Source organism: Serratia sp. NCCP-200, from assembly GCF_059697885.1.
Genome location: NZ_BAAKUJ010000001.1, coordinates 65,764 through 89,617, shown reverse-complemented (window position 1 = coordinate 89,617; position 23,854 = coordinate 65,764). Strand labels below are relative to the sequence as shown.

The 23,854-nt window shown below is 48.4% G+C and carries 23 protein-coding genes, 1 other RNA gene and 2 pseudogenes; 21 read left to right on the top strand and 5 right to left on the bottom strand.

The genetic code is table 11. The annotated features are described in order from the left end of the window. The first annotated feature begins 73 nt into the window (after nt 1–73). The 5 genes from smpB (at nt 74) to AC6HVW_RS00415 (ending at nt 6,233) form a co-directional block, all read left to right on the top strand. Entirely contained in the window at nt 74–556 is a 483-nt protein-coding gene (gene smpB / locus AC6HVW_RS00435; RefSeq protein WP_021178921.1) for an SsrA-binding protein SmpB, read from the top strand. A gap of 48 nt (nt 557–604) precedes the next feature. Next, nucleotides 605–968, top strand: a transfer-messenger RNA (tmRNA) gene (gene ssrA / locus AC6HVW_RS00430). Nucleotides 969–1,162: 194 nt separating this feature from the next. Further along, nucleotides 1,163–2,356, top strand: a complete 1,194-nt coding sequence (locus tag AC6HVW_RS00425) for an integrase domain-containing protein (protein WP_497569217.1) — start codon at nt 1,163–1,165, stop codon at nt 2,354–2,356. A 132-nt stretch (nt 2,357–2,488) separates the two neighbouring features. Next, nucleotides 2,489–4,108 carry a dsDNA nuclease domain-containing protein gene (locus tag AC6HVW_RS00420; RefSeq protein ID WP_497569216.1) on the top strand — a complete coding sequence of 540 codons (1,620 nt, stop codon included), beginning with the start codon at nt 2,489–2,491 and terminating at the stop codon, nt 4,106–4,108. Further along, a complete protein-coding gene (locus tag AC6HVW_RS00415; protein WP_497569215.1) occupies nt 4,101–6,233 on the top strand; it encodes a helicase-related protein in 2,133 nt (710 codons plus the stop codon). Before AC6HVW_RS00420 ends, AC6HVW_RS00415 begins: the two co-directional genes overlap by 8 nt. 265 nt (nt 6,234–6,498) lie before the next feature. On the opposite strand, the gene AC6HVW_RS00410 is transcribed toward AC6HVW_RS00415, so the two are convergent. After that, nucleotides 6,499–6,738: an ogr/Delta-like zinc finger family protein gene (locus tag AC6HVW_RS00410; protein ID WP_497569214.1), complete on the bottom strand. Its 240-nt coding sequence runs from the start codon at nt 6,736–6,738 to the stop codon at nt 6,499–6,501. After that, a complete protein-coding gene (gene sid, locus AC6HVW_RS00405; protein ID WP_497569213.1) occupies nt 6,735–7,457 on the bottom strand; it encodes a capsid size-determining scaffold Sid in 723 nt (240 codons plus the stop codon). Before sid ends, AC6HVW_RS00410 begins: the two co-directional genes overlap by 4 nt. 544 nt (nt 7,458–8,001) lie before the next feature. Between sid and AC6HVW_RS00400 the strand changes: the two genes are divergently transcribed. The 13 genes and pseudogenes from AC6HVW_RS00400 (at nt 8,002) to AC6HVW_RS00340 (ending at nt 18,820) form a co-directional block, all read left to right on the top strand. Further along, nucleotides 8,002–8,262 carry a helix-turn-helix transcriptional regulator gene (locus AC6HVW_RS00400; RefSeq protein WP_025119863.1) on the top strand — a complete coding sequence of 87 codons (261 nt, stop codon included), beginning with the start codon at nt 8,002–8,004 and terminating at the stop codon, nt 8,260–8,262. Continuing rightward, complete coding sequence (locus tag AC6HVW_RS00395; RefSeq protein WP_497569212.1) at nt 8,259–8,507, top strand: hypothetical protein; 249 nt, start codon at nt 8,259–8,261, stop codon at nt 8,505–8,507. Before AC6HVW_RS00400 ends, AC6HVW_RS00395 begins: the two co-directional genes overlap by 4 nt. Before the next feature lie 5 nt (nt 8,508–8,512). Beyond that, nucleotides 8,513–9,055 (top strand): host cell division inhibitor Icd-like protein, encoded by a 543-nt coding sequence (locus AC6HVW_RS00390; RefSeq protein WP_497569211.1) that lies wholly within the window; start codon nt 8,513–8,515, stop codon nt 9,053–9,055. After that, on the top strand, nt 9,052–9,315 hold the full coding sequence (locus AC6HVW_RS00385) for a hypothetical protein (RefSeq protein ID WP_024529392.1): 264 nt from the start codon (nt 9,052–9,054) through the stop codon (nt 9,313–9,315). Before AC6HVW_RS00390 ends, AC6HVW_RS00385 begins: the two co-directional genes overlap by 4 nt. Next, nucleotides 9,312–9,653, top strand: coding sequence for a DUF5375 family protein (locus tag AC6HVW_RS00380; RefSeq protein ID WP_024530888.1), 342 nt, complete (start codon nt 9,312–9,314; stop codon nt 9,651–9,653). Before AC6HVW_RS00385 ends, AC6HVW_RS00380 begins: the two co-directional genes overlap by 4 nt. 10 nt (nt 9,654–9,663) lie before the next feature. Next, nucleotides 9,664–11,988 carry a primase-helicase zinc-binding domain-containing protein gene (locus tag AC6HVW_RS00375; RefSeq protein ID WP_497569210.1) on the top strand — a complete coding sequence of 775 codons (2,325 nt, stop codon included), beginning with the start codon at nt 9,664–9,666 and terminating at the stop codon, nt 11,986–11,988. A 526-nt stretch (nt 11,989–12,514) separates the two neighbouring features. Continuing rightward, a complete protein-coding gene (locus AC6HVW_RS00370) occupies nt 12,515–12,805 on the top strand; it encodes a DUF3223 domain-containing protein (RefSeq protein WP_497569209.1) in 291 nt (96 codons plus the stop codon). Nucleotides 12,806–13,374: 569 nt separating this feature from the next. Further along, nucleotides 13,375–13,881 (top strand): hypothetical protein, encoded by a 507-nt coding sequence (locus AC6HVW_RS00365; protein ID WP_497569208.1) that lies wholly within the window; start codon nt 13,375–13,377, stop codon nt 13,879–13,881. Between the two features lie 582 nt (nt 13,882–14,463). After that, nucleotides 14,464–15,465: a siderophore ABC transporter substrate-binding protein EitA gene (eitA, locus tag AC6HVW_RS00360; RefSeq protein WP_071683956.1), complete on the top strand. Its 1,002-nt coding sequence runs from the start codon at nt 14,464–14,466 to the stop codon at nt 15,463–15,465. Between the two features lie 17 nt (nt 15,466–15,482). Further along, nucleotides 15,483–16,499 carry a FecCD family ABC transporter permease gene (locus tag AC6HVW_RS00355; protein ID WP_223498240.1) on the top strand — a complete coding sequence of 339 codons (1,017 nt, stop codon included), beginning with the start codon at nt 15,483–15,485 and terminating at the stop codon, nt 16,497–16,499. Next, complete coding sequence (eitC, locus tag AC6HVW_RS00350; RefSeq protein ID WP_071683957.1) at nt 16,499–17,260, top strand: siderophore ABC transporter ATP-binding protein EitC; 762 nt, start codon at nt 16,499–16,501, stop codon at nt 17,258–17,260. The genes AC6HVW_RS00355 and eitC overlap by 1 nt, the downstream gene beginning before the upstream one ends. A gap of 15 nt (nt 17,261–17,275) precedes the next feature. Further along, a pseudogene (locus tag AC6HVW_RS00345) lies at nt 17,276–18,504 on the top strand (MDR family MFS transporter). 58 nt (nt 18,505–18,562) lie between these two features. After that, a complete protein-coding gene (locus AC6HVW_RS00340; protein ID WP_071683959.1) occupies nt 18,563–18,820 on the top strand; it encodes a hypothetical protein in 258 nt (85 codons plus the stop codon). 52 nt (nt 18,821–18,872) lie between these two features. Here the strand turns inward: AC6HVW_RS00340 and AC6HVW_RS00335 are convergent. Next, nucleotides 18,873–19,056: pseudogene (locus AC6HVW_RS00335) on the bottom strand (DUF6404 family protein). A 203-nt stretch (nt 19,057–19,259) separates the two neighbouring features. On the opposite strand from AC6HVW_RS00335, the gene AC6HVW_RS00330 reads away from it, so the two are divergent. Both AC6HVW_RS00330 and AC6HVW_RS00325 read left to right on the top strand, forming a co-directional pair. Continuing rightward, nucleotides 19,260–19,562: an ArsR/SmtB family transcription factor gene (locus AC6HVW_RS00330; protein ID WP_071683960.1), complete on the top strand. Its 303-nt coding sequence runs from the start codon at nt 19,260–19,262 to the stop codon at nt 19,560–19,562. A gap of 7 nt (nt 19,563–19,569) precedes the next feature. Continuing rightward, entirely contained in the window at nt 19,570–20,097 is a 528-nt protein-coding gene (locus AC6HVW_RS00325; RefSeq protein ID WP_071683961.1) for a rhodanese family protein, read from the top strand. 45 nt (nt 20,098–20,142) lie between these two features. Here the strand turns inward: AC6HVW_RS00325 and AC6HVW_RS00320 are convergent, their stop codons facing one another. Then, nucleotides 20,143–20,598, bottom strand: a complete 456-nt coding sequence (locus tag AC6HVW_RS00320; protein WP_071683962.1) for a GNAT family N-acetyltransferase — start codon at nt 20,596–20,598, stop codon at nt 20,143–20,145. A 122-nt stretch (nt 20,599–20,720) separates the two neighbouring features. On the opposite strand from AC6HVW_RS00320, the gene AC6HVW_RS00315 reads away from it, so the two are divergent. Next, entirely contained in the window at nt 20,721–21,458 is a 738-nt protein-coding gene (locus AC6HVW_RS00315; protein ID WP_497569207.1) for a class I SAM-dependent methyltransferase, read from the top strand. Between the two features lie 136 nt (nt 21,459–21,594). On the opposite strand, the gene AC6HVW_RS00310 is transcribed toward AC6HVW_RS00315, so the two are convergent. Further along, nucleotides 21,595–23,826 (bottom strand): phage tail fiber protein, encoded by a 2,232-nt coding sequence (locus AC6HVW_RS00310; protein ID WP_186486099.1) that lies wholly within the window; start codon nt 23,824–23,826, stop codon nt 21,595–21,597. Nucleotides 23,827–23,854 lie beyond the last annotated feature (28 nt).

The window sequence follows — 23,854 nt, the reverse complement described above, 5'->3', positions numbered from 1 at the left end:
ATGCGAGAAATTGCGCAGGTGCTGAGTGGGAAAGGATTTCTTTCGCTGCGTCATCCAGTATAATGAGTGCACTATGACAAAGAAAAAAGCATACAAACCCGGTTCCGCGACCATTGCACAAAACAAGCGAGCACGTTTCGAATACTCCATCGAAGAGGAGATCGAGGCGGGTTTGGCCCTGCAAGGTTGGGAAGTAAAATCACTGCGTGCTGGCAAAGCTAACATCAGCGACAGTTATGTGATGTTCCGCGACGGTGAAGCCTATCTGTTTGGCGCCACCATTTCGCCGCTGAACGTCGCTTCAACTCATGTGGTATGCGATCCAACACGTTCCCGTAAACTCCTGCTGAAAAAACGTGAGCTAGACTCACTGATCGGCCGCGTTACCCGCGATGGTTATACCGTCGTCGCCCTCTCCATGTATTGGAAAAATGCCTGGAGCAAAGTGAAGATTGGCGTAGCCAAAGGTAAGAAAGAACACGATAAGCGCGATGACATCAAAGATCGTGAGTGGCAGACGGCGAAAGCCCGTATCATGAAGCATGCCAATCGTTAAGCCGCTGGCTTAACAGGGTAATCTTCTGTTATACTGCACAAAGTACTTGGGGCTGATTCTGGATTCGACGGGATTTGCGAAGCCCTAGGAGCATGCCGAGGGGCGGTTTGCCTCGTAAAAAGCCGCAAAAAAATAGTCGCAAACGACGAAAACTACGCACTAGCAGCTTAATACCCTGCTTAGAGCCCTCTCTCCCTAGCTTCCGCTCTTAAGACGGGGATAAAGAGAGGTCAAACCCAAAAGAGATCGCATGGAAGTCCTGCCTGGGGCTGAAGTGCTAAATCTAATCAGGCTAGTTTGTTAGTGGCGTGTCCATCCGCAGCTGACCGGCGAATGTAAAGATTGGACTAAGCATGTAGTGCCGACGGTGTAGTAATTTCGGACGGGGGTTCAAATCCCCCCAGCTCCACCAAATAATGATCCGGGTATTACCAGATAAGTCCGGAGAAGTACGGAAAGCCCGCATCCCACCTAGGTTTGCGGGCTTTTTTGTGTCTGTAGTAGTCCGAGAGCATCCGCCTGAATCCAGAGATAATTGGTACACGTTTAGGTACACGCTATAATGTGTACCAATAATCGTGTACCAATTATGGAAGAAAGCTAGTTATGGCGCGCCTAACACGCCCCCTGTCCCACAATGAAATCCTCAAAGCCAAGCCTCAAGACAAAGACTACACGCTGCACGATGGCGACGGTCTGTTCCTCCTGGTCAAGACCAGCGGCAAAAAGCTGTGGCGGTTACGCTACCAACGCCCAGGAACTGACAAGCGAACCAACGTAAGCCTAGGTGCCTACCCTGCCCTCTCGTTAGCCGATGCCCGACAGATCCGTGATGAGAAGCTTTCGCTACTGGTTCGGGGTATCGACCCTCAAGCCAAAGATGCCGAAGAAACCGAACAGAAGCAGATAGCACAGGAAAGCATTTTCCTTAACGTTGCCAAGCAGTGGTTTGCATTGAAGCAAGCCCACGTGAGTGCGGATCACGCGAAAGATATCTGGCGTTCTATCGAGAAAGATATTTTGCCTTCCCTGGAGAATGTCCCTGTTCAGGAAATTAAAGCCCGCTTGCTGATCCAGGTGCTGGAGCCTATCAAAGCGCGTGGAGCATTAGAGACAGTTCGCCGATTGGTGCAGCGCATCAACGAAATCATGATTTACGCCGTCAACACCGGCTTGATTGAGGCTAACCCAGCCTCAGGTATTGGTAATGCATTTGAACGTCCTAAAAAGCAGCATATGCCGACTATACGCCCCGAAGAACTGCCTAAGCTGATGCGCACTATCTCGATGAGTAATTTATCGATACCAACGCGCTGTTTGCTGGAATGGCAGTTGCTAACTCTGATACGCCCTGCAGAAGCCTCGGCAACCGCATGGGCCGAGATCGATATAGAGAAAAGGGAATGGTGCATACCGGCAGAACGGATGAAGGCAAAACGCGATCACATTGTTCCGCTCTCAGACCAGGCATTAGAGATACTCGAAATCATGCGCCCTATCAGCGGTAGACGTGAGCATGTTTTCCCAAGTCGTAACGATCCACGCAAGCCGATGAACAGTCAGACGGCAAATGCTGCCTTAAAACGTATTGGCTATAGTGGCAAGCTTGTGGCTCATGGGTTACGGTCTATAGCTAGTACTGCTATGAATGAGGCGGAGTTTAATGCTGATGTGATTGAGGCTGCACTTGCTCACAGTGATAAAAATGAGGTGAGAAAGGCATATAATCGTTCAACATACCTAGAACAAAGGAAAGAACTAATGCAATGGTGGGGTTGCATTGTCGCGAACAAGAAGTAACACAGATGAACTATATGCTAACTAGGTAATTAACAAGTATAGCTGTATATAAAAACACTGTTTAAATATACGGCTTGAAACTTCGGGAGGATCTGATAGTTATAGTAAATTAGAATAATGGATTATCTCAAAATGACATCAACCATACCGGTCAAAGATCAAAACAATCACGGCGCTATTGCAGCAAGACATGGTTATAAATTTCAGGACTATGTTGCAACTTCACTAGTCCTTGACATGTTGACCAACAATTCACTTATTGGCGTGCGCTGTGAGAAAGTTGACGATATTGATTTAGTTTTTAATGATTTCACCGAGTATGTTCAGGTGAAGTCTACTGACGGTGAAAGTTATTGGAATTTAACAGAACTCCATAAAAAGCATGGTAAGAAAACCATTGTTCAAAAGTCACTAGACTCTGATAAAGAACCAGGAGTAACAGCCAAGTTTAGAATTATTACTGAACGCGGCATACAAAAATCATTAAAGCATTTAGAAATAGAACGATCTCTGAGGTTAAAATCAACAGAGAGAGATAGCTTGATAAAATCAATAAAAGGTAAAATTAAAGACTATCAATCTTTGAATAAACATGATGTGGAATACTGGGTTGATAATGCCATGTGGCAAGTGATACCCTCAATGCAAGATGCTTTACTATTAGCTCAGAAGAAAATAAATATATTTGCTAATTCCTTTGGCATTCCAGCATTTGATAATGAAGTTGAATCAATATACGAGAAGATACTTCGCGTGGTTTCTGAGGTAGCTAACGCTTCAAATAGAATTTATAGTGAACAACAAAAAACATTTAAACAAAAAGAAGTTAGAGATATGCTTAAAGAATGGCTGCAAGAGGTTTGCTCACAACGTACGGCCTATAAAAAAACTTATAACAGCAAAAAAGAGCTCGTATTATCTTCTCTATCACAACTACAGTCAGAAGATTCGAAAAGGTTTTCACATGGTTATTGTCTAGAGTATGCTAGGAATAAATTCAGAAATGAGAAATTAGCAGAAAACATCTTCGAATGGATGCCTGAATTTCTTTTATCTCCTAGAGAGTTAGCGGAAACAGAATCTAGCGATTGTTATTCTGTATGGCAGAAAACCTTAGATAGAATTAAAAGAAGACCAAGCTCAATAAGTATACCCATTTTAGTTTCTGAAATACTTCTTCATATGTTAATGCGACATGACAAATGCAGTGAACCAATTTCAGGTATTCTTTACATCAATAGTGGCTGTGAAATAAAAGAATTCAATAATGCTCATATTATTCACAGTGAAAAAGACGATGAACTTTGGTTAGGCAGCTCATTTATTTCCGTGGATAATGACATTAATTTAATAACACAAAATTTTGCTGATTTTTTATACCGAAATCTAGATCCTGATGTATTTGATATTTCAAAAAGTAGAATTTTTGAGGCTAAAAAGGATGAGCATTTACTTCCGCATACTATCGATGAACTTTTGGAAAGAAAATCAACATTAAGTAGCTATATAGATAGATATAAGTTTGTATCATTATTCATTTACAACTCAGAAAAATTAAAGGATGGGTTTACTGATAGTTACAAGGAGAGTCTTAAAGATGAGTTTTCCGCCATATTTAACATGTATTGTCAAAAAATAAATGAAATTAATGATAGCGAAATAAACAAAGTCTGTATCTCGGCTTATTTATTACCGTTGGAGAGTTTTGATGCTTTAATATCAAAATTTAATGAGGGCATTTCAAATGTATGAAATAAATAAAATTAGAGATATAATTGGAAATGAGCCTGATATACAGTCTAGATTTGACACTTTAAGCTATATATTAAAACTGCTAAGCAATCCTCTTAGTGAAAAATATGGCCGCGAATTGGTAATTCGGGCACTTGATAATAAGCATAAATATGAGGATACCAAGAAACTATTTAAGTATACTGTCAGGAAATCTGGATTGTACCCATACTTATCGAGTGAATTTGATGATTTATCCTTAAAAGAATTGTTAATTTTAGATCTTTATAAGCCAAAAGCTGAAGAAGGCGGCTTCATTTTTCACTCTCTTCAACGGCTTGTTTACTCTTACTTAATAAACAAAAATAATGTGGTTCTTAGCGCATCGACTAGCGTTGGTAAAAGTGCGATAATTGACTCCGCTATCGCATCCGGTCAATTTAGAAGAACTGTAATAATAGTTCCAACCATTGCATTAATTGATGAAACAAGAAGAAGACTATCCGGAAAGTTCATCGATACATTTCAAATAATCACTCACCCAAGTCAATTGGCGACGACAGATCATTGTATATATATTTTAACACAAGAACGAGTAATGGAAAGGCAAGACCTCAATGACATTGATCTTTTCATTCTTGATGAATTTTACAAACTTAATATAGAATCTGAGAGTGACTCTCGCTCCATATTATTAAATATAGCTTTTTTAAAACTATTAAAATCTACGAAGCAATTTTACTTAATCGGTCCAAATATTGACTATGTCATTGGTTTGAAACAACTAGGTTTAAACTATATATTTATACCATCTGAGTTCTCCACTGTCGCTTTAAATATATATGAATTTAATCTACCTACACACGATGAGCAACGAATTGAGAAAACAGCTGAGTTACTCAAGGAGACTAAAGATTCAACTATGGTGTATTGCCAATCACCAACTTCCGCCATTAAAGTTGCAGAGAAATTAATAGAGAAAGAATGCGGTACACCTCAAGCTATAGATAACAACTTTATAGCTTGGCTTTCTAAAAACTATCATAGAGACTGGATAATAGTAAAAGCGCTACTTAGTGGTATAGGAATACATCACGGTTCATTGCCTCGAGCTATACAGCAAAAAATGATCAGGCTCTTTAATCAAGGGGAAATCAGAATACTTATATGCACATCGACAATAATCGAAGGCGTTAATACTTCTGCAAAAAACGTTATAATATATGATAGACGTTCTAATATTTCATTGGTAAGTAATTTCACACATAAAAATATACAAGGACGAGCAGGTAGAATGGGTCATCACTTTGTTGGTAATGTCTATTGTTTGGAGAGCATCCCTGATAATGAAAACCATCTTAATGAAGTCAACATAATTGCAGGAACTCAACCACCTGAAGTTCCACTGAATTTACTCTATGGTGTTGATAACTCCTATTTAACAGAGTCCTCACTAAAAAGAATGGCAGAATTCGAATCAGGCTCGATACTAAACAGTGAAATCCTGTCATCAAACACGAAGTATCCGCCAAAAAAACTCGAAGAGTTAGCTAGGAAGATAAGGGAAAATCTATTATCTGATTGGAATAATCTAATTTGGAGTGGAATGCCAAGCAAATATCAAATGAAAGCATTATCGGAGTATATTCTAATTCTTGAGCAAAATAGCCTTTCACGCGTGCATTTATCAGAAATAGAAAACCTATCCACATTTCTAATTCAATATTTGAGCAGTAGCTCTTACTCTGACTTCCTTAAGAATAAAATAGAACATTACAAATTTTCAGGTGATATTTCAGGAACTATAGACTGGTTAATGAAAACCCTGAGAAACGCAATTGGTCACAATATACCAACAGCAATATCCACGATATCAGATGTTCTGAATTACATTTGTAAAAGCATGAATTTGACAGCTAAATTTGACTATGGACTTATCGCTTACAAATTTGAAAACAACCATTTACCTAGCATTTATAATGCATTGGACGAGTTTGGAATCCCAATCCAAGTTGCAGAAAAATTAATTCTAAAAAACCTAGACATTGCAGATCTTGACCAACTAGTTGCTTATTTAAAAAACAACTTCATACATATACCTTATTTAGATAAAGGAGATATAGATTTCATACAAGATTCTCTCTAAATATCTCTGTAAACCTCTGAGCGCGCAATACTCCCTCGCCTACGCGCTCTGACTTTATCATGTACATTTCATGCATGATGTAAAGGCAATGTAAGCCCTTGTGGCGCGGGGTTTCGGCTGTTTTGAGGGCAAGGGGATTCATGCAAAATCATGCACTATGTGCATGCACGCGCAGTTTGAGGCAGGCTAGCCAGAAAAAAGGCTGATTTCGGGAGAGCGCTGGAAAGAAAAAACCGCATCCAGGTAAAAGATGCGGGGTGATTAATCAGTACGGGTGATTATTGTTGCCGTAACGGTTTAACGTTCGGCGTTCCGGTGGGGGCGGTGCTGGGATAGTTTCCGGTGGCAAGGGCCGCTGAATAACATGCTCAATACTTTCCCGCGTTTTAAAGGTGCTAGAACAGTCGATATTCTGGCACTGGTAATACGCCTCTTTGGTCTGCTCGGTTAAATAACGACTGGTGCGGGTATGTGAACCACTGCGGCAAAAGGGACAACGCATCATGATTTCATCCCTCGCTCCCTGAAACGCTTGCGTTTTTCCTCCACTTCCTTCGCGACCTGCATGCGTTTGACTAGGCTGTTACGCAGCGCCGGTAATACCCCCGTTTCCTCAGGCTGTGCCAGTCCAATTTCGCTTAGTACCGGATGCTCAATGTTCTTTTGCGCCGTAGCCGTAATAACATGCGCAGTCAGCGCCCCCAATACGCTCTGTTCAATCACTCTCATCGGGTTATCGTGGTAAACACTGTAGGCTTTCTTTGCCAGGGAGCAGGCATTGACAACATCGGCGCTCAAGAGCGCTTTCCCCAGGGAGTCCACGGCCTGAGCCATTGCGTGCTCGGCAAAGGCGTTCAAAGCCTCTCGGTGCGCGTCGACCAGCTTGGGGGCTGTCGTTCCACAGCAAAGGTGGAGGTACATTTTATCCACCTCCATTTCTTCAATCAGGCCGTCGAACTCTTTGGTCAGTTCCCGCTTGGAGATCCGGCTGTGGTGCTGCGCTTGCAACTCCGGGGTCATTTCCCCACGCAGTTTGCGGAACAGGGTACGCCACTGGCTTTCCGCTTCGAGACTTTCCACCTCGGTGTCTTTCTTCTGTTGATGGCAACGGGCGATACCTGTCACGACCTCCGTTAACTCCTGGGCATTTTTGTCGTGGGCGGCGCGGGCATCACGCAGCGCTTGCAGCTTTTCAGTGATGGACTTGGGTAGCGTGGTACTCATTGTGGTGTCTCCGGTGTTCGTCAATGTGTCGCCATTCTGTTGATAACCGCACAACATCGCTATCAATCCCCGTTGGATCACCGGCAGGACAACACCCCGTGAAATTGCCCAAAAAACCATCACCAAGATTTTAGTTTTTATATAAACTATTCACTACTGTTCACTTTAATAATAAATATAGCTAAATCAGCAAGTAAAGTAGTGAACAGTTACTGTAAAACTCATCACTCACTGTTCACTACTGTTCACCCTGCCCAAAATTGACCTTTTCCCTGGCTAGCCTGTTCATCGTCTTTTTAAACGTTTTTACCTATTGATTATTATTTATTTACCACTATTTCTTTCTGATTGAACTCCTCCTCCCCTTCCTCATCCCTCATCACTATTAATCACATAATGTGTATATTTTTCAGTCAATTGCGTAATCCACCACACAACAAACCCTTGTTGCCATCATGAAAAATATTCACATAATAGGGCGCTACCACACGAGTCCACACAGTCCCGGTGAGTCACCACCGGATATAAACGAGGTAGCATAACCATGCTTGCAGTTGCCACACCGTCCCGTTCTACCCCCGCGCCAACCCTGACCGAGCCAACGTCCCGCGATCGCTTTATGCGCCTGCCTGAAGTGCTCTATACCACCGGCCTTTCCCGCTCCACCGTGTATGAAATGATTGGGCGTTCACAGTTCCCGAGCCAGATTTCCCTGGGCGGTAAGAATGTTGCCTGGCTTGAGTCTGAGGTGGAAGAGTGGATGGCTGAACGTATCGCCAACCGTCACCCGGAGGCCGTAGCATGATGCTCCTGACGCTCGGCCAGCAAACCTTTAGCCTGGATCACAGCGATGCCCTGTTTGTGGCAGAGGCTATCCTGATGCTGCGCAAGAACCCTAAAATGGCTCTGTCTGAACGCCGCAGCGCCCTGCACGGCGTGATTGCTCTCAACTGCCAAGGGCCATCGATTTACCACCGGCCCCAAGTGCGCCATGTACCGCTTTCCAACGCCGCCGACAGCTACAAAACCTCTGACCTGACAGACTGTTGATCACTATGCGATCGATTGAACATCCGTATGCGTTTTCTGGCTTGCCCTGGCGGCAAGCCCTACGTTATAGTCCTTGCGCTGTCGCAAAATCGACAGCCGGGCGTGAGAACCCGTGTTACTTATTGGCGACTCAACACGCGCCTAGCGTGTTTTTTTATGTCGTGGCCTTAGTGCGCTCATTTTTTGCACAGTGGTTTTTATGCTACTGTAGCGATCAAACAATGGTGGCTCAGGCGGGGCAGCCTTCGGGCTGGCCGGTTTCCAATAAGGCCGGTTTCTCACCCCCGTCTGGGCTACCACCCTTGCGTGAGAACTTCGGTGGTAGCAATAACCAATACTTATTGGAGGCTGCCACCATGGCTACTACCCTCACCCCGTCACACCCGCAATTTATCTTCCTGTTCGCTGCCGTGCGCCGCAACACCACCAATTTACAGCCCTGCATGCTGCGTACCGTCGCCACCTGTGAGCACACCGCCCGCCGTGCCCTGGTACGTGATTACGTGCTGTCGTTCGCGGGCCGTCTGCCTGTCGCGGAGGTGGCATGAATACCCTGGCCGCCCGTTTCTATAGCGATACCCACTACCCAATCCCACACGCCGATTTCCTGCGCCTACAGCATGCGCACTCTGTCGGGGTGTTGTTCCTCGATATGCTCGATCAGATGAACTGCTGCGGCCAACGCCCGGACAGCTTCCAACAAAATGCTCTAGCTTCCGTGGTGGCGGTACTGACCGACCAACTCGGACAGGTGGTCACCACCTGCGAATCCCATATCAATCACAACCTGGAGGCGACCGCCGCATGAACACACTAAATCAATCCTGCCTGCCTATTGAAGTGCGTACAGCGGTGTATCGCCGTGCCGTGGCACAAGCCTATCTCGATACCTGCGCCTTTTATGGGCTCAGCCTCGGTTACTCGCTGGATGAATTGCAAATGACCATCGCCATGCAGTTGGAAGGCTACTTTGTCGGTCAGCATGGCCCGGAAGACGGCATGGACATGGCCTGCGCCATGTTGGGTGACATGGTGCAGCCGGATATCCTGGTCGCCCCTCCCCGCCTGACGCCGTTAGGGCAAAAGATGATGGACGAACTGTGCTGTGACCAGCTCGCCGCCACCGCTAATACGACCGTGCATTGAGGGGGCGACGATGACGCTATTAAACGTTTCACATACCTCACGTGCAGCAACCGGCCAGTGGCCGGTATTACTCCCTGCTCTGGGCATTCACATCACCGCCGGGGGTCGGGCGCAGCCTTGCCCGGTATGCGGCGGTAAAGACCGTTTTCGCTTCGACAACCAGCAAGGGCGCGGAACCTGGTTCTGCAACCAGTGCGGCGGCGGGGATGGCTTGTCACTGGTCGAAAAGGCGCTGGCGGTGACCACCAAAGAGGCCGCCAGCAAGGTGGCCGGGGTATTGGGTAACACCTCATATGCCCCCTTACCAGTGCCGGATAGCCAACAGGAGAAAACCCAGGCCCGGCAACAGGCCGCCGAACAGGCCCGCCAACTGCTGGCCGCTGCCGCCCCCCAGGCAGGCAATGCCTACCTGATCCGCAAAGGCTGGCCGGATGTCGAGACCCTGACTTTACAGGGTAAGCCCCTGCGCGTAGGCGGTATCACCTACCAACCCGGCGATCTGCTGTTACCGCTGACCAATGCCGCCGGGGAAGTGGTCAACATCCAGTTGATCAACACCGCAGGCGACAAGCGTACCCTGGCCGGGGGACAGGTCAAAGACGCCTGCCATTATCTGGCCGGGCCGGATCACGCGGTGGTCTGGTTAACGGAAGGCTACGCCACCGGGCTGACCGTGCATCAATTAACCGGGGAAAGCGTCTGTATTGCACTCAGTGCCAATAACCTGCCCGCCCTGGCGCAACAGTTGCGCGCACAATACCCGGATGCATTGCTACTGCTGGCCGCCGACAATGACGAGAACGGCACCGGCCAAACCCGCGCCACCGAGGCGGCCCAACTGACCGGCGCTACACTGGCATTACCGCCAATGATCGGTGATTGGAACGATCGCTATCAGCAACAGGGCAAACTCCCTACCCTGGCGCAATTGCAGGCGTTTAACCCACCGCAGCACCCTAGCCCGTTCGACACCCTCAGCGATGCCGACCTAAAAGCCATGAGCGCCAGTGAGAAAGCCGCACTGCTGGCCGAACATTACCAGCATTTGCTGGCGGTACCGCCAGTGGGGGAAGATTTGTGCCGCTACGAGAACGGCGCCTGGCAGGTATTGCCTTACCGGGTACTCAGCCGGGAAATTGCCGCCCTGTTCCAGAAAATCCGCGCACCGTTCTCGGCCTCCGGGATCGGCAGTGTCCTGGATACGCTGAAACTGATGGTGCCACAGATGGGCACCCCGGCCCGCCAATTGATCGGCTTTCGTAATGGCGTGTTTGATACCGTCACCGGCCAGTTTAGCGCCCACCAGAAAACCCACTGGCTGCGCACCGTGAACAGCGTGGATTACACGCCATCCAAGGCCGGGGAAAATCTGGCCGACCACGCGCCGCACTTCTGGCGCTGGCTGACGCGGGCCGCCGGGCAGCAACCCGACAAACGGGAACGTATCCTCGCAGCGCTCTTTATGGTGCTGGCCAACCGCTATGACTGGCAGATGTTCCTGGAAGTGACCGGGCCGGGTGGCAGCGGTAAAAGCGTGATGGCCTCGATCGCCAGCCTGCTGGCCGGGAAGGACAACACCACCTCGGCCTCTATCGATACGCTAGAATCCTCACGGGATCGGGCCTCGGTGGTCGGGTTCTCGCTGATAATCCTGCCTGATCAGGAGAAATGGAGCGGTGACGGGGCTGGCATCAAGGCGATCACCGGCGGTGATGCCGTCGCCATCGATCCGAAATACCGTGATGGCTACTCCACCCATATTCCGGCGGTGATCCTGGCGGTGAACAACAACCCGATGCAATTCAGTGACCGCAGCGGCGGTGTATCCCGTCGCCGGGTCATCCTGCCGTTCCCGGAGGTGATACCGCCCCATGAACGCGATCCGCAGCTCCTGACCAAAATCACCGGCGAACTGGCGGTGATCGTGCGCCACCTGATGCAACGTTTTGCCAACCCGAACGACGCCCGCGACCTGCTCCAGGCGCAGCAACACTCGGATGAAGCCTTGGAAATCAAACGCAGTGCCGATCCGCTGGTTGATTTTTGTGGCTACCTGCTGGAAGAGAGTGAACCCCACGGCCTGTATATGGGAAACGCCAATATTGTGCCCGCCAACCCGCGTAAATATCTGTATCACGCTTACCTCTCTTATATGGAGGCGCGAGGGCACAAATACCCGTTGAATCTGACGGCGTTCGGGCGGGCTATACCGCAGACCTTGCGCGAATACGAGATCACCTTGCTTAAGCGCAAGACCAACCAGGGGATACAGACCAACCTGGTACTGAGTGAGGATTGCGAGGCCGATTGGCTACCCAAGTGTGAAGCGCACTGAGTGAACGCGGTCACGATCGTTTTCGCCGATCAATACGCGGCTATTGATCTGCCGAACCCATTGGACGCTACCGCAGTGAGGCATTTATAGTCCCTTGTATAAACCGCATACAGTCCAACACCAGGGAAAATGTATCGGTTATCCTTCCGGCCCGCTTGCGGGCCGTTCGCTACCCTCTTTCACTACAACTGCAAAACCGGCTCCGGCCGGTTTTTTTGTGCTTGTCGGTCGCCACTGTTCACGCTGGAGTGAACAGTTGTGTACAGTTCCCGGATAACTCATCACCACTTAAAATAATGATTTATTTAGATAAAATGCAAAAAGTGAACAGTGTGACCAGTTTTTCTATAAATCTTTTTTTAGCTGTTCATAACTACGCAAAACACACCCTGGTTATATTCGTGACTCAAGACACAAAACAGGTACGCCCCAAACTAGGGAGCTAGCTAACACTTAAGAAGACGTGTATTTATACAGAATGAAGAGATAATCAATAAGTGTTATTAAGGTTAAAAAGGAGTTTGATATGCCATATGTGATCAATGGAACGACCTACAGAACAAAGGCTGACATTAGAGAAAAATGCCAGCATATCCTTTATTCAACCGCGATAGGTAATCCTGTCACGGATGACGACTACAGCTTTCTAATCTCAGTTTTCAAAAATCATGATGGATGGGATGACAAAATCGCCAATGGCTTAAATGGGATCATTGTAGGTACAGCCCCGCAGGGGACAATCTGTTTTTATTTGAAAACAGACACAGAGTTGGTAGATATCTCTTTTCACCATGCAATTACTTGCATGAAAAAATGACAGTTGCGATACCTAGCAAAACTCAATTTCTTAGTGAAAGGCGCGATTTGTGCCTTTTGCTAATGAAGGTAAGAATGGACTTCCTAAAGTTTACATCAGGTTAAAAAACGAACTAAAAAGACTGTTACCTTTCATAATTGGTACACGCTTAGGTACACATAACAAATCTGAACTCGGTTTTTATCAATAAATACAACAAACTAATCAATGCATTCAGATTCCCCCAGCCACCAAATAGGTCGTCAGTGATACCAGATAGACCCGGCGACAGTGACGAAAAAGCCCGCAATTCACGTTGCGGGCTTTTTTGTGCCTAAAATCCAGTAATTATAAATTATATCAGTGAGTTATCAGTATCAACGCTTACTAAGGCTACAACATCCCCCTACTCAAAGGGGGCTTATACGGAGCCTAAGCCAGGTACAGAAGCTAATTTGTAGCACGTTCAGTCCCCTCTCCTTTTGGGAGAGGGCTAGGGTGAGGGGCGTCACTGTACGTATTGTGATGCATTGCTTAGCTAACAGCCATTATCGTAACTTACTACTAATAACCATCCCCAAGGATTGATGATGACAGCACAAATACCAAGCACAGTTTTTACTGTCTGCGTCTCAATGACTGACTGGACATGTTGCCCTGACGAGTACGGCCCTTTCTTCCCCAATGCAGATTTAAAAGCAGCACTGGAAGCCATGCACATCAATCTTAATCTTTGTGGTCTATGCGATTACTATTTTGACGAAATTGCGGTAGGGACTGGCGATATACTGGTATTCACATCATCCAGGTTTGCAAAGACATACTTCATCGCTAATCTGTATCGAGGTTGGACCGACCAACTAGACATTGTCACCTTTTATGTCAGTTGCCCTCACCAAGAGGTTTTTGAGCAGGTAAAACCTTACCTACGGAGCTTCTTCGATCATGCTAGTTGTCAAATTGCCTACGAAGAAAGCAACATATCAATGACCGCCAGTAGTCTTGTTGAAAGCAAATCGGGCGATACCTACCGCGTGATAGAAGAAACAGGTTACCGACAAAAGGTTATTTTTCAATCTGGGAGTTTTGCTAATTAAAAGATGTGATTCGGCATAGGTAAGACCACTCTTCCAGTCTTGCTCATGGTAGTTTGTCCTACTCGTTCTGCATTGAAATATTTGCTTAAAAATCATTCACAGAAATATATCACTTTTTATAATTGGTACACGCCACAAACTTGAACTCAATTTTTATCAATAAATACAATTAACTAACCAATCCATTCAGATTCCCCCAGCCCCAAATAGGTCGCCAGTGATACCAGATAGACCCGGCGACAGTGACGAAAAAGCCCGCAATTCACATTGCGGGCTTTTTTGTGTTTTAAATTCAATTATTTAAAATAAAATCAGTAAGTTAATATTGTTTTCATTTGCTAAGGATATCAACATCACCTCTTAACAACCTTGGGCTGATGCTGAGCCAAAATCAGGTGAAGCAGTTACCCACTGCGTCATCACCTACTTGACGTTTTTTTCTCCGTATAATCCCTAGTCTTGATGGGTATTTAATGCGTGGTTTTCCATGGGCTAAGCAGTAAATTTTTATCGCATAATAAATAATTTTCATTATCATTGCGTTTCCGCAGTCAAAACTCATTCCGTTAAGAGTAGTGTTAAATGAAAAAGGTCATCTGTGCGTTAGGAATGGTGCTCGCCTCGGCCAGCTCTGCTTTGGCAACCACGTACCCTCTAACAATTGAGAATTGTGGCTATAAAGAGACGTTTACCAAAGCCCCCGAGCGCGTCGTCGCACTGGGACAAAATACCGTCGAAATTCTGCTGCTCCTGGGGCTGCAGGACAAGATGGTCGCCAGTGCGTTTTGGCCGACCAAAGTGCTGCCGCAACTAGCTGAACAGAATGAAAAAATCAAAACGCTAACGGTAGAAATACCGACGCTGGAATCCATTCTTGCGCAAAACCCTGATTTTGTTCCCGCACAACTGCCTTTACTGCTCGGCCCAGAAAGTAAAGTCGCCAAGCGCGAAGATCTCGCCACCGTTGGCGTAAATAGCTACATGTCTCCTGGTATGTGTGCAACCAAAAAAGACATTGGCGATATGTACGGTAGCCGCCAAAAACTGTGGGACATGACCTTCCTTTACCAAGAGATTGCGGACTTTGCCAAAATCTTCAACGTCGAAGATCGCGGCCAGGCGTTAATTGCCGATTTTAAACAACGCGAAGCAGACCTTCGCCGGGAGTTCGGAAAAAACAACCAGGATCTTTCGTTTGTCTTCTGGTTCTCTAGCTCTTCTCCCTCCTCTGACGCCTATGTCGGCGGCAAGAACAGCGCCTCCGGTTTTATCGCTAATCTGTTAGGCGGCCATAACGCCATCACCTCAGAGACTGAGTGGCCAACCGTCGGTTGGGAAAGCATCATTGCCGCCAACCCCAATGTGATTGTGGTTTCAAGCCTTGACCGAAATCGCTGGGCGCTCGATAACGCAGAAGAAAAAATTAAATTTCTCAAAACCGATCCTGCTGTTAGTCAATTAGATGCGGTGAAAAAAGGCCACATCGTCGTGATGGACGGCCAGGCAATGAACCCAACGATTCGTACCATCTATGGTGCAGAACAAGTTGGCGAACAGCTAAGAAATCTTGGGCTAGATAAATGACAGCAGTGGCGCAACCGATGAAACAGACGTTTCTGCTAGCCGCGTCGACTGTTTTTTCAGCGGTGTTGCTAGTGCTGGTGATCGCGATTGGCGTTAGCGTGGGTGAGCTTTCTATCCCGCTGCGAAGCGTGTTCTATGCCATAAGCAATAAACTCGGGCTGACAGAAGTGCCCCTTAGCCGCATTTACGAAAGTGTGATTTGGGACTTTCGCCTGAGCCGTGCGCTTGTTGCGGCTTGCTGCGGCGCCGGGTTGGCCATATGCGGTGCGGTGCTGCAAAGCCTGCTGAAAAATGCGCTGGCAGAGCCTTATGTGCTTGGCGTTTCTGCGGGCGCTTCAACCGGCGCGGTGTCAGTGGTTGTATTGGGCATCGGTACCGGTGCCGTGTCGCTCTCCGCCGGGGCATTTGCGGGGGCATTTGCCGCCTTTGCCTTTGTCGCCTTTTTGACCAATGGCGCGCGTGGAGGCAATGAGCGCACCATTCTGGCGGGCGTTGCTGCGTCCCAGCTCTTCAACGCGATTACCGCTTACACCATCAGCACATCCGCTAGCGCGCAGCAGGCGCGTGACGTGATGTTCTGGTTGTTGGGCAGTTTCAGCGGCGTCAGATGGCCTGAGTTTCAACTGGTGCTGGTAGTCGTGTTGGTAGGGCTTGCAGTGTGCCTTTACTATTCTCGAGCGTTGGATGCTTTTACTTTTGGCGATGATGCGGCCGCCTCGCTAGGCATCGCCGTGCCCTGGGTTCGCCTGCTCCTTTTCACCATCACTGCACTGATTACAGCAACCATCGTCAGCATGGCAGGTTCCATCGGCTTTGTGGGCTTGGTCGTTCCGCATGTCATGCGCTTCTTTTTCGGGCCATTGCACCGCAGGTTACTTATCACCTGCGCATTGGCAGGTGCCATCTTGATGGTGCTGGCCGATATAGCTTCGCGCTTACTGATAGCCCCGCAAAGTCTTCCGGTCGGCGTGGTCACCGCGCTGGTTGGCGTGCCATTCTTTGCCGTTATCATCTACCGCTCAAGGAATAAGTGATGAGTATCGCCGCTGAAAATATTACCTGGAGTGTGGGTAAAAAAATCATCGTCAACAACGTCTCGCTGAGCGTTTCGAGTGGTGAAACCGTCGGATTATTGGGCCCTAACGGCTGCGGAAAGTCATCACTGCTGCGGATCCTCGCTGGATTACGGCGCCCCCACTCAGGTACCGTTACGCTGGACGGGCAAAATATCGCTCAGATAACCAAAAAACAGTTGGCGCGTCGGGTGGCCTTTGTGGAACAGCACGGCATGACCGAGGCCAATATGCGCGTTGTCGACGTGGTCAAACTGGGGCGAATTCCCCATCACTCTCCATTTTCCAATTGGACCGCGCAGGATGACGATACTGTCACCGCCGCGCTCCAGCGCGTGGATATGCTCGGCAAGAGTGAACAGGGGTGGCAGAGTTTATCGGGTGGCGAACGCCAGCGTGTTCACATTGCACGAGCTCTTGCACAATCGCCGACGGAGATCCTCCTGGATGAACCGACCAACCATCTGGATATCCGTCATCAGATACAGTTGATGAAACTCGTCAGCGAACTGCCAGTAACCAGCATTGTGGCTATTCACGATCTCAACCACGCCTCCATGTTCTGCGACTCGTTGATTGTAATGCAACAAGGGCAGATCGTCGCCGCTGGTAGCCCGCAGGAGATCCTCACAGAGTCTCTACTTTGGGATGTATTCAGGGTAGAGACCAAGATTGAAATTTCGCCCTTCCACGGAAAAAAACATATCCACTACATCGCTTAATACCGGGTTATTCGCATGCCTTTGCCAATTCTGCGGTCAGTGACTCAGGTCTGGCCGCCTGTATTACTGGGCAGCCAGTTTGTTTTTAATATTGGCTTTTACGCCGTTGTGCCGTTTCTGGCCGTGTTTTTACGCGACGACATGATGCTGTCCGGCGGACTCATCGGGCTGATATTAGGTTTGCGAACGTTTTCGCAGCAAGGCATGTTTATCGTTGGTGGTGCGTTATCCGATCGCTACGGCGCACGTATCATTATCCCTGCGGCTGCATGATCCGTGTGGCAGGCTACCTGCTACTGGCACTTGGCGAGTCACTATCTCCGATTATCATTGGTGCCTGTCTTACAGGCATCGGCGGTGCCCTGTTTTCTCCATCAATCGAAGCGTTACTGGCAAAGGCTGGAACGCAAAGCGAATTGCAGGGGAAACGCAGCCGGGCGGAATGGTTTGCGTTGTTTGCGGTTTGCGGAGAGCTGGGGGCTGTACTGGGGCCGGTGGCAGGAGCATTATTGACAGGGTTGGGTTTTCGTCAGGTTGCACTGGCGGGGGCGGGTATCTTCGTGATAGCACTGGTGGTGTTGTTTTTCTGCCTTCCAGCTACGAATGTCAGGAAACAGACACTAAACATCCTTCCGTGGTGGACGACATTCCGTAAACCACGGTTTGTCGCTTTTATTATCGCCTATAGCTCGTGGCTGTTAAGCTATAACCAGTTATATTTTGCGCTGCCGGTGGAGATCCAACGTGCCGGCGGCAGCGAAAAAGATCTTGGCCCGTTGTTTATGCTGGCATCGCTGCTGATTATTACCCTACAGCTACCGCTTGCACGCTTTGCTCGTCACATCGGGGCTGCGCGCATCCTGCCCGTGGGTTTTCTGCTTATTTCCGTCTCATTTCTTTGCGTCGCGCTGTTTGCTTCTACCCCTCCGCCAGAAAACGGATACCGGCTTTTACCTGCGGCCTGTTTTGTGACGTTATTGACCCTGGGGCAAATGCTGCTGGTGCCTTCAGTGAAAGACTTGATCCCATGGTTTGCTAACGAATCGACGTTGGGCGCACACTATGGTGCGCTTGCCTCAGCCGGAGGGTGTGCGGTACTGGCGGGAAATTTCTTGCTTGGCAACCAGCTTGACGCCGCATTGGTTCCTTCCTATGAAGCCATTTTCCCTTGGCTACACCTGGCATTTTTCCCATTTTGCAGCGCAATAGCAATGGTTGTGATTTGTCGCCCTATGCGAAAATAGACCACACAACACTCATCCGATCCTGGGATCGTCGTGACACTAACTTAAGGAAGATACTATGGTGATTTACAGTTTTTTCGTGAAGGGCGAGCAGATTGTGGTACTGGATAACTCTGTACCCGATTTCGCAGATAATCAAAAGCACCTGTTAGATAAAGGCTATGCCAAGCAATTTGAAGAGTTGCAAGCCACCTCCCCGCAAGCGGCCCTTGCCAGATTTAAAGACATTAAGGGTGAGGAATACAAAACAGCGCATGCCCTTACCACTGGGGGCGTGTTTACCTCACTGATTGGTGCTTTATTGCCGAAAGGCTGACAGCACAGCTTGCTGGGGGCCCAGGTGAATGACTTTTGCCCCCACTCACCAATTAAAGACTGCCCCAGTCCGGCAGCTTGTTTACCCGTTTTCGCCAATAATGATATAGCGCCATCATCAAGCCAGGCGGTAAACCACATAAACAGGCTCCACACAGTGCCAAAAAAGCCGCCGAAGCAAAGCATATTCAGCCAGAACGACATAAATGGCGGTGATGAGATCTTAACGCCTACCACACAGTAGGCATAGGAGCGTCAGCTAATCGGGGCTTTCGCCATTAAGTTGATTTACGAAGGCCTCACGCGCCGCTCCCTATAGCCGGTATATATCGTTGTGAATGAACCCAAGTTTGGCCTTTGTCTGACGCTTGAAAAAACACGTGCATTTTCCCGCCAATTACTTTAGCATTTACTAAATTTAGAAAATACTAAAGTAATTAATGACAGACGAAAACGCCTCACTACTTGCCAGCGCCAATGCCGCCGCGACGTTGCTCAAAGCCATGAGCAACCCCCGCCGCCTGTTGATCCTTTGTATGTTGGTGGACTCGCCAGGCACCAGTGCCGGTGAGCTGGCGCTAGCTACCGGGCTTAGTCCATCAGCGACCTCACAGCATCTGGCCAAGATGCGCGAGGAAGGGCTGATTGAAAGCACCCGCGATCGGCAGCGCATCAACTACTCAATTAAAAATAGCGCCGTGCAGCAGGTCATCAGCACGCTAAAAGCCATCTATTGCCCCTGAGGACACCATGAACATAGAAACGATAACTGCCCAGCAAGCGCAAAAATTAATCATGCAGGGAGCGCAGTTGCTGGATATTCGCGGAAAGGATGAGTATGCCCACGAGCACATTGCCCAAGCCAGCTTGCTGTCGCTGACTGATATTGAGAAAGGTGGCAAACCGCAGGCCGTTAGTGAACAGGATGTGGTGATTTTTCACTGTCAGTCTGGCCGCCGTACGGCAGAAAACGCAGTGCTATTGGCAGGGGCCGCAAGGCCTGCCAAGGTTTATCTGCTTGAAGGCGGTATCAACGGCTGGAAGCAACAGGGATTGGCTGTCATCAAGGGTAACAACCAGCCACTTCCCCTCATGCGACAGGTGCAGATTGCTGCTGGCTCCCTTATTCTGGCTGGGACAATCTTGGGGTATGTAATCTCTCCCCTGTTCTTCCTGTTGTCCGGCTTTGTCGGGGCTGGATTGCTATTTGCCGGTATCAGCGGATTTTGCGGGATGGCAACGCTGTTGGCCAAAATGCCTTGGAACCACCCCAAATAGCGAGATGCCCAACCTTAGGGGCGCCGCTGCGCCCCAACATCAAGGTTAGGCAAGATCCAACGAATAGACCCGTGACGACTCACCCCACGGGTGATAACCAAGCCCATCAAAGCTGAACCCCAATTTCTCGTAATAACCCACATGGTCGGTACACAGATGCAAACGGGGAAATCCCAGTTCGCCTGCGGCCTTGGCTACGTGGTTGACCAACAATGCGCCGCATCCCTGCCCGCGATACTGCTCATCGACGTACAACGCACATAGCCACGGATACAGCTCCATACGGCTGATAAAGTCATTGGTAATCAAACCCGCGCAACCCACAACGGTTTCCCCATCCAGCAACAAATACCACTGTGGCAGCGGATTTACCGCCTCGATACAACGGGTTATCGAGTCTTGATACAGCATCATGGTTTCTGGTGATGCCCACTGACGCTGGAAATAATCGATAGCCACATCGCGATAGGCTGGCTCCTGACGCACCGAAATAATTTTCACTCAAGCTCCTGATTTATTCTGTGGTAGCGACATTATGCCCTATTTTTATTGGCAGTCAGTTGCTGAACGAATACCATTAACGCGCCGCGCTGTTATGCGGTTTATTGAATACAGGAGACGTTATGTCGCAAAATATCTATGACAATCAAACCTTCTTCGACGGCTATGCACAGCTCAGCCGTTCGGTACAGGGTTTAGATGGCGCGCCGGAATGGTCTACCATCCGCAGCATTCTGCCCGATTTGCAGGGCAAAAAGGTGGTCGATCTTGGCTGTGGTTACGGTTGGTTCTGCCGCAGTGCTCGTGAACAAGGTGCAGCCCAGGTACTGGGAATGGATCTTTCAGAGAAGATGTTGGGCAAGGCAAAAGAGATGACTAAAGATCCGGCGATTGAATACCGCCAGCAGGATCTGGAAGCGCTACAGCTCCCGGCAGCCAGCTTTGATTTGGTCTATAGCTCGCTAACGCTGCACTATATCGAAGACCTCGGCAAGCTGTTCGCAACCGTTTATCAGGCATTGCTGAATGGTGGGGAATTCATTTTTACCGCCGAGCACCCGATTTATACTGCGCCAAAGCATCAGGGCTGGTTAGTGGATGAGGCAGGGCAAAAATCCTGGCCAATCAATGGCTATCAGCAAGAAGGACAGCGTATTTCCAACTGGCTGGCGGAAGGAGTGATCAAGCAGCACCGTATGCTGGGCACCTATATCAATCTGTTGGTCCAGCAGGGATTCACCATCCGTTATCTTAACGAGTGGGGTCCTTCGGCTCAGCAAATCGCCGACAACCCGGCACTGGATGAAGAAAAAGAACGCCCGATGATCTTTATCCTGGCGGTACAAAAACCCGCTGCGTAATGGCTATTCGCTTTATTAAATATCGTTAAAACATCCAATATTGGGGAGGCTGCCTCCCCCCAATACTTTCCAAGCTTATTCACAGCAAACGGATCTGGGCAACTTCAGGACAACACCGTTTCACTGCCAGAACAACTTACTCGCTCACCATTTCGCCTTCGTGGCTTTCCGGTTCTGGCTCGCTCTGAACTTCCTCAACCGGCGGCATTTCCAAACGCAGATCGATCCAGCGCCCTTCAGGAATATCCATCGGCTCCCCTGCAACGATTGCTGCGGTATCAATATCAAAGCGACGCTTGCTGACTCTGACCGTGATCGTGCCGTCTTCAGCTGCTTCAGTGGCGACGAAGCATAGGCGGTTACCGTTGACGTCCTGTGGGACTTCGATGTTCCAGCCTTCCAGCGCGAAACCTAGCGAACCCGTCACTTTGTATACGCCAACGGAGACTCGCTCAGCGGTAACGCCCGCAGCCTCGCCATTTACCGCCGCCAGCCCGGACAGGGTAAAGCCATCCAGGTATTCGTCAGGCATTTTCTCTGGGTTGCTGGTGAGGCGGGCGATTGGGGATGCTTTTTTCAGGAAGCCGTTGGCGTCTACGGTGGTGTTGGTGCTGTGCCATAATGTAGCCCAGCTTGATCTATTTCCCCCTGGAGCACTAACTCGGAATACTAAATTGTTGGTAGTTTGTCCTTGTTGGCATAGTAGCTGAGTTCTAGATGCTGTGTCGTAACCCCATTCAATCCCTGACCATGCAGCACCAGTGGGTGTTGGAGAGTTTGGAGTATTAGGAGCCAGTCTAATAAACTGATTCACACCAGATGTGTTCGCATCTGAGTACATAGTTGCTGTTGAAGCCGAGCCGAGGCCAAAGCTCCCCGTGTTCATTGGCGCAGATAACGCATTAGCATCCCATAATTTGACCCACCCTTGCCAGACACCATTTCTCAGTGTATTGCGATATGTCTCATCATACGAGCTTGGTGCTGTAATGATAGCCGAGGCCAAGAGAGTTCCTTGTCCTCCATTTGCGTTAGCCGTTAACGCCCAGTCAAGAGAATAAGCAACTCCTGCACGAGGCATTCCTATACCATTGGCATTTACAGCATATTTCCCCGTAGGTTTGGTTTTAAGATCATCTAATACTGTATCTAGCGGAAGTAATACAGCTGTACCACCAATACCATATTGTCCAGCAGTAATAACTGGTGAAGAACCAACATATAGCCCATTAAGCGCATAAGTAATCCCTGTGCGAGCATTTACGGAGAATACAGGCTTACCTTGTTCGACCCCTGTCCCTAAACCATTTCCAATGGTAGGTACGACTGAAAAACCATTCCAAGTACCAATAGTGTAATTATTAGGTTTATCAAACCCCGCATAATCAGCACCACGAAATGTGATGGGTGCACTATTGGATGCAACTATATCAACAACTTCTTGAGGGGTTGACATTGCCGTTGTTATTACATGCCCTTTGGGTACTGAGACTAGGCCATCAGGGCGGCAAGCCATCGTATAAGCTGAACCATTCCAGCGGATATTCATAGCTCCAGTATCGGTCTGGGCATATACAGCACCTTTCTCTACACCTGAAACATCTCTAAACCTTAATAATAGATTAGAGGTTGTCACACCAGCCTGCATGGATTGGTCACCGACAGAAACCAAACCACCAATCACAGATAAATATCCAGACCAGCTTAACTTACCAACAAGATTTATAGCAGCCCCATCGGTACTCCAAAAGTTCCATCCCCCTTGATACCCTCCCTTATGAGTAATGAAGTCTGTCGCTCCAGTGAGGCCATCATCCGTTGATGTCTTCCTGTTCCAGGAAACCCACGCTCCTTGAGAAGCCGGTATAAAACCTGCTGAACCAGATGCTGTCGATAATCGAACAGGCTTTGCAAGAAGCACCGTACTAGAAATGCTCTGATCTAAAGTGGATGTTCTTGATACATAATCCGCCTGAACCTTCGCCAGCGTAGGCACAGTTAGCTTTGTACCATCGTCCTTGGTAAATGTCATATCCCCAGAGCCAGTGAACCAGCTCACCGTATCATTGCGGCTGCCTTGGAAGAAAGTCAGCATCGCGGCAAAGCGAGCTGAGAACTGGCTGATATCACCTTCGTAGGTGGTGATAATAGCGTAACTCTGCCCGCTGGCCGTTGAACCGGCATAGTTGCTATTCAGGGTCAGTGAGGTATTGCTATTAACCTGTTTAACTTCATACAACTTATTATCCGGGGCCAGTAAAATCATACCTGGCATTACACCAAACTTGGCATCGGCCCAAGCGGTGCCGGTACCCGTCACGGTGGCGTTATTAGCGATTAAATTGATAGTGCCTGTTTTGTACCACATAGATTCTTACTCCAAAAAATGAAAAACC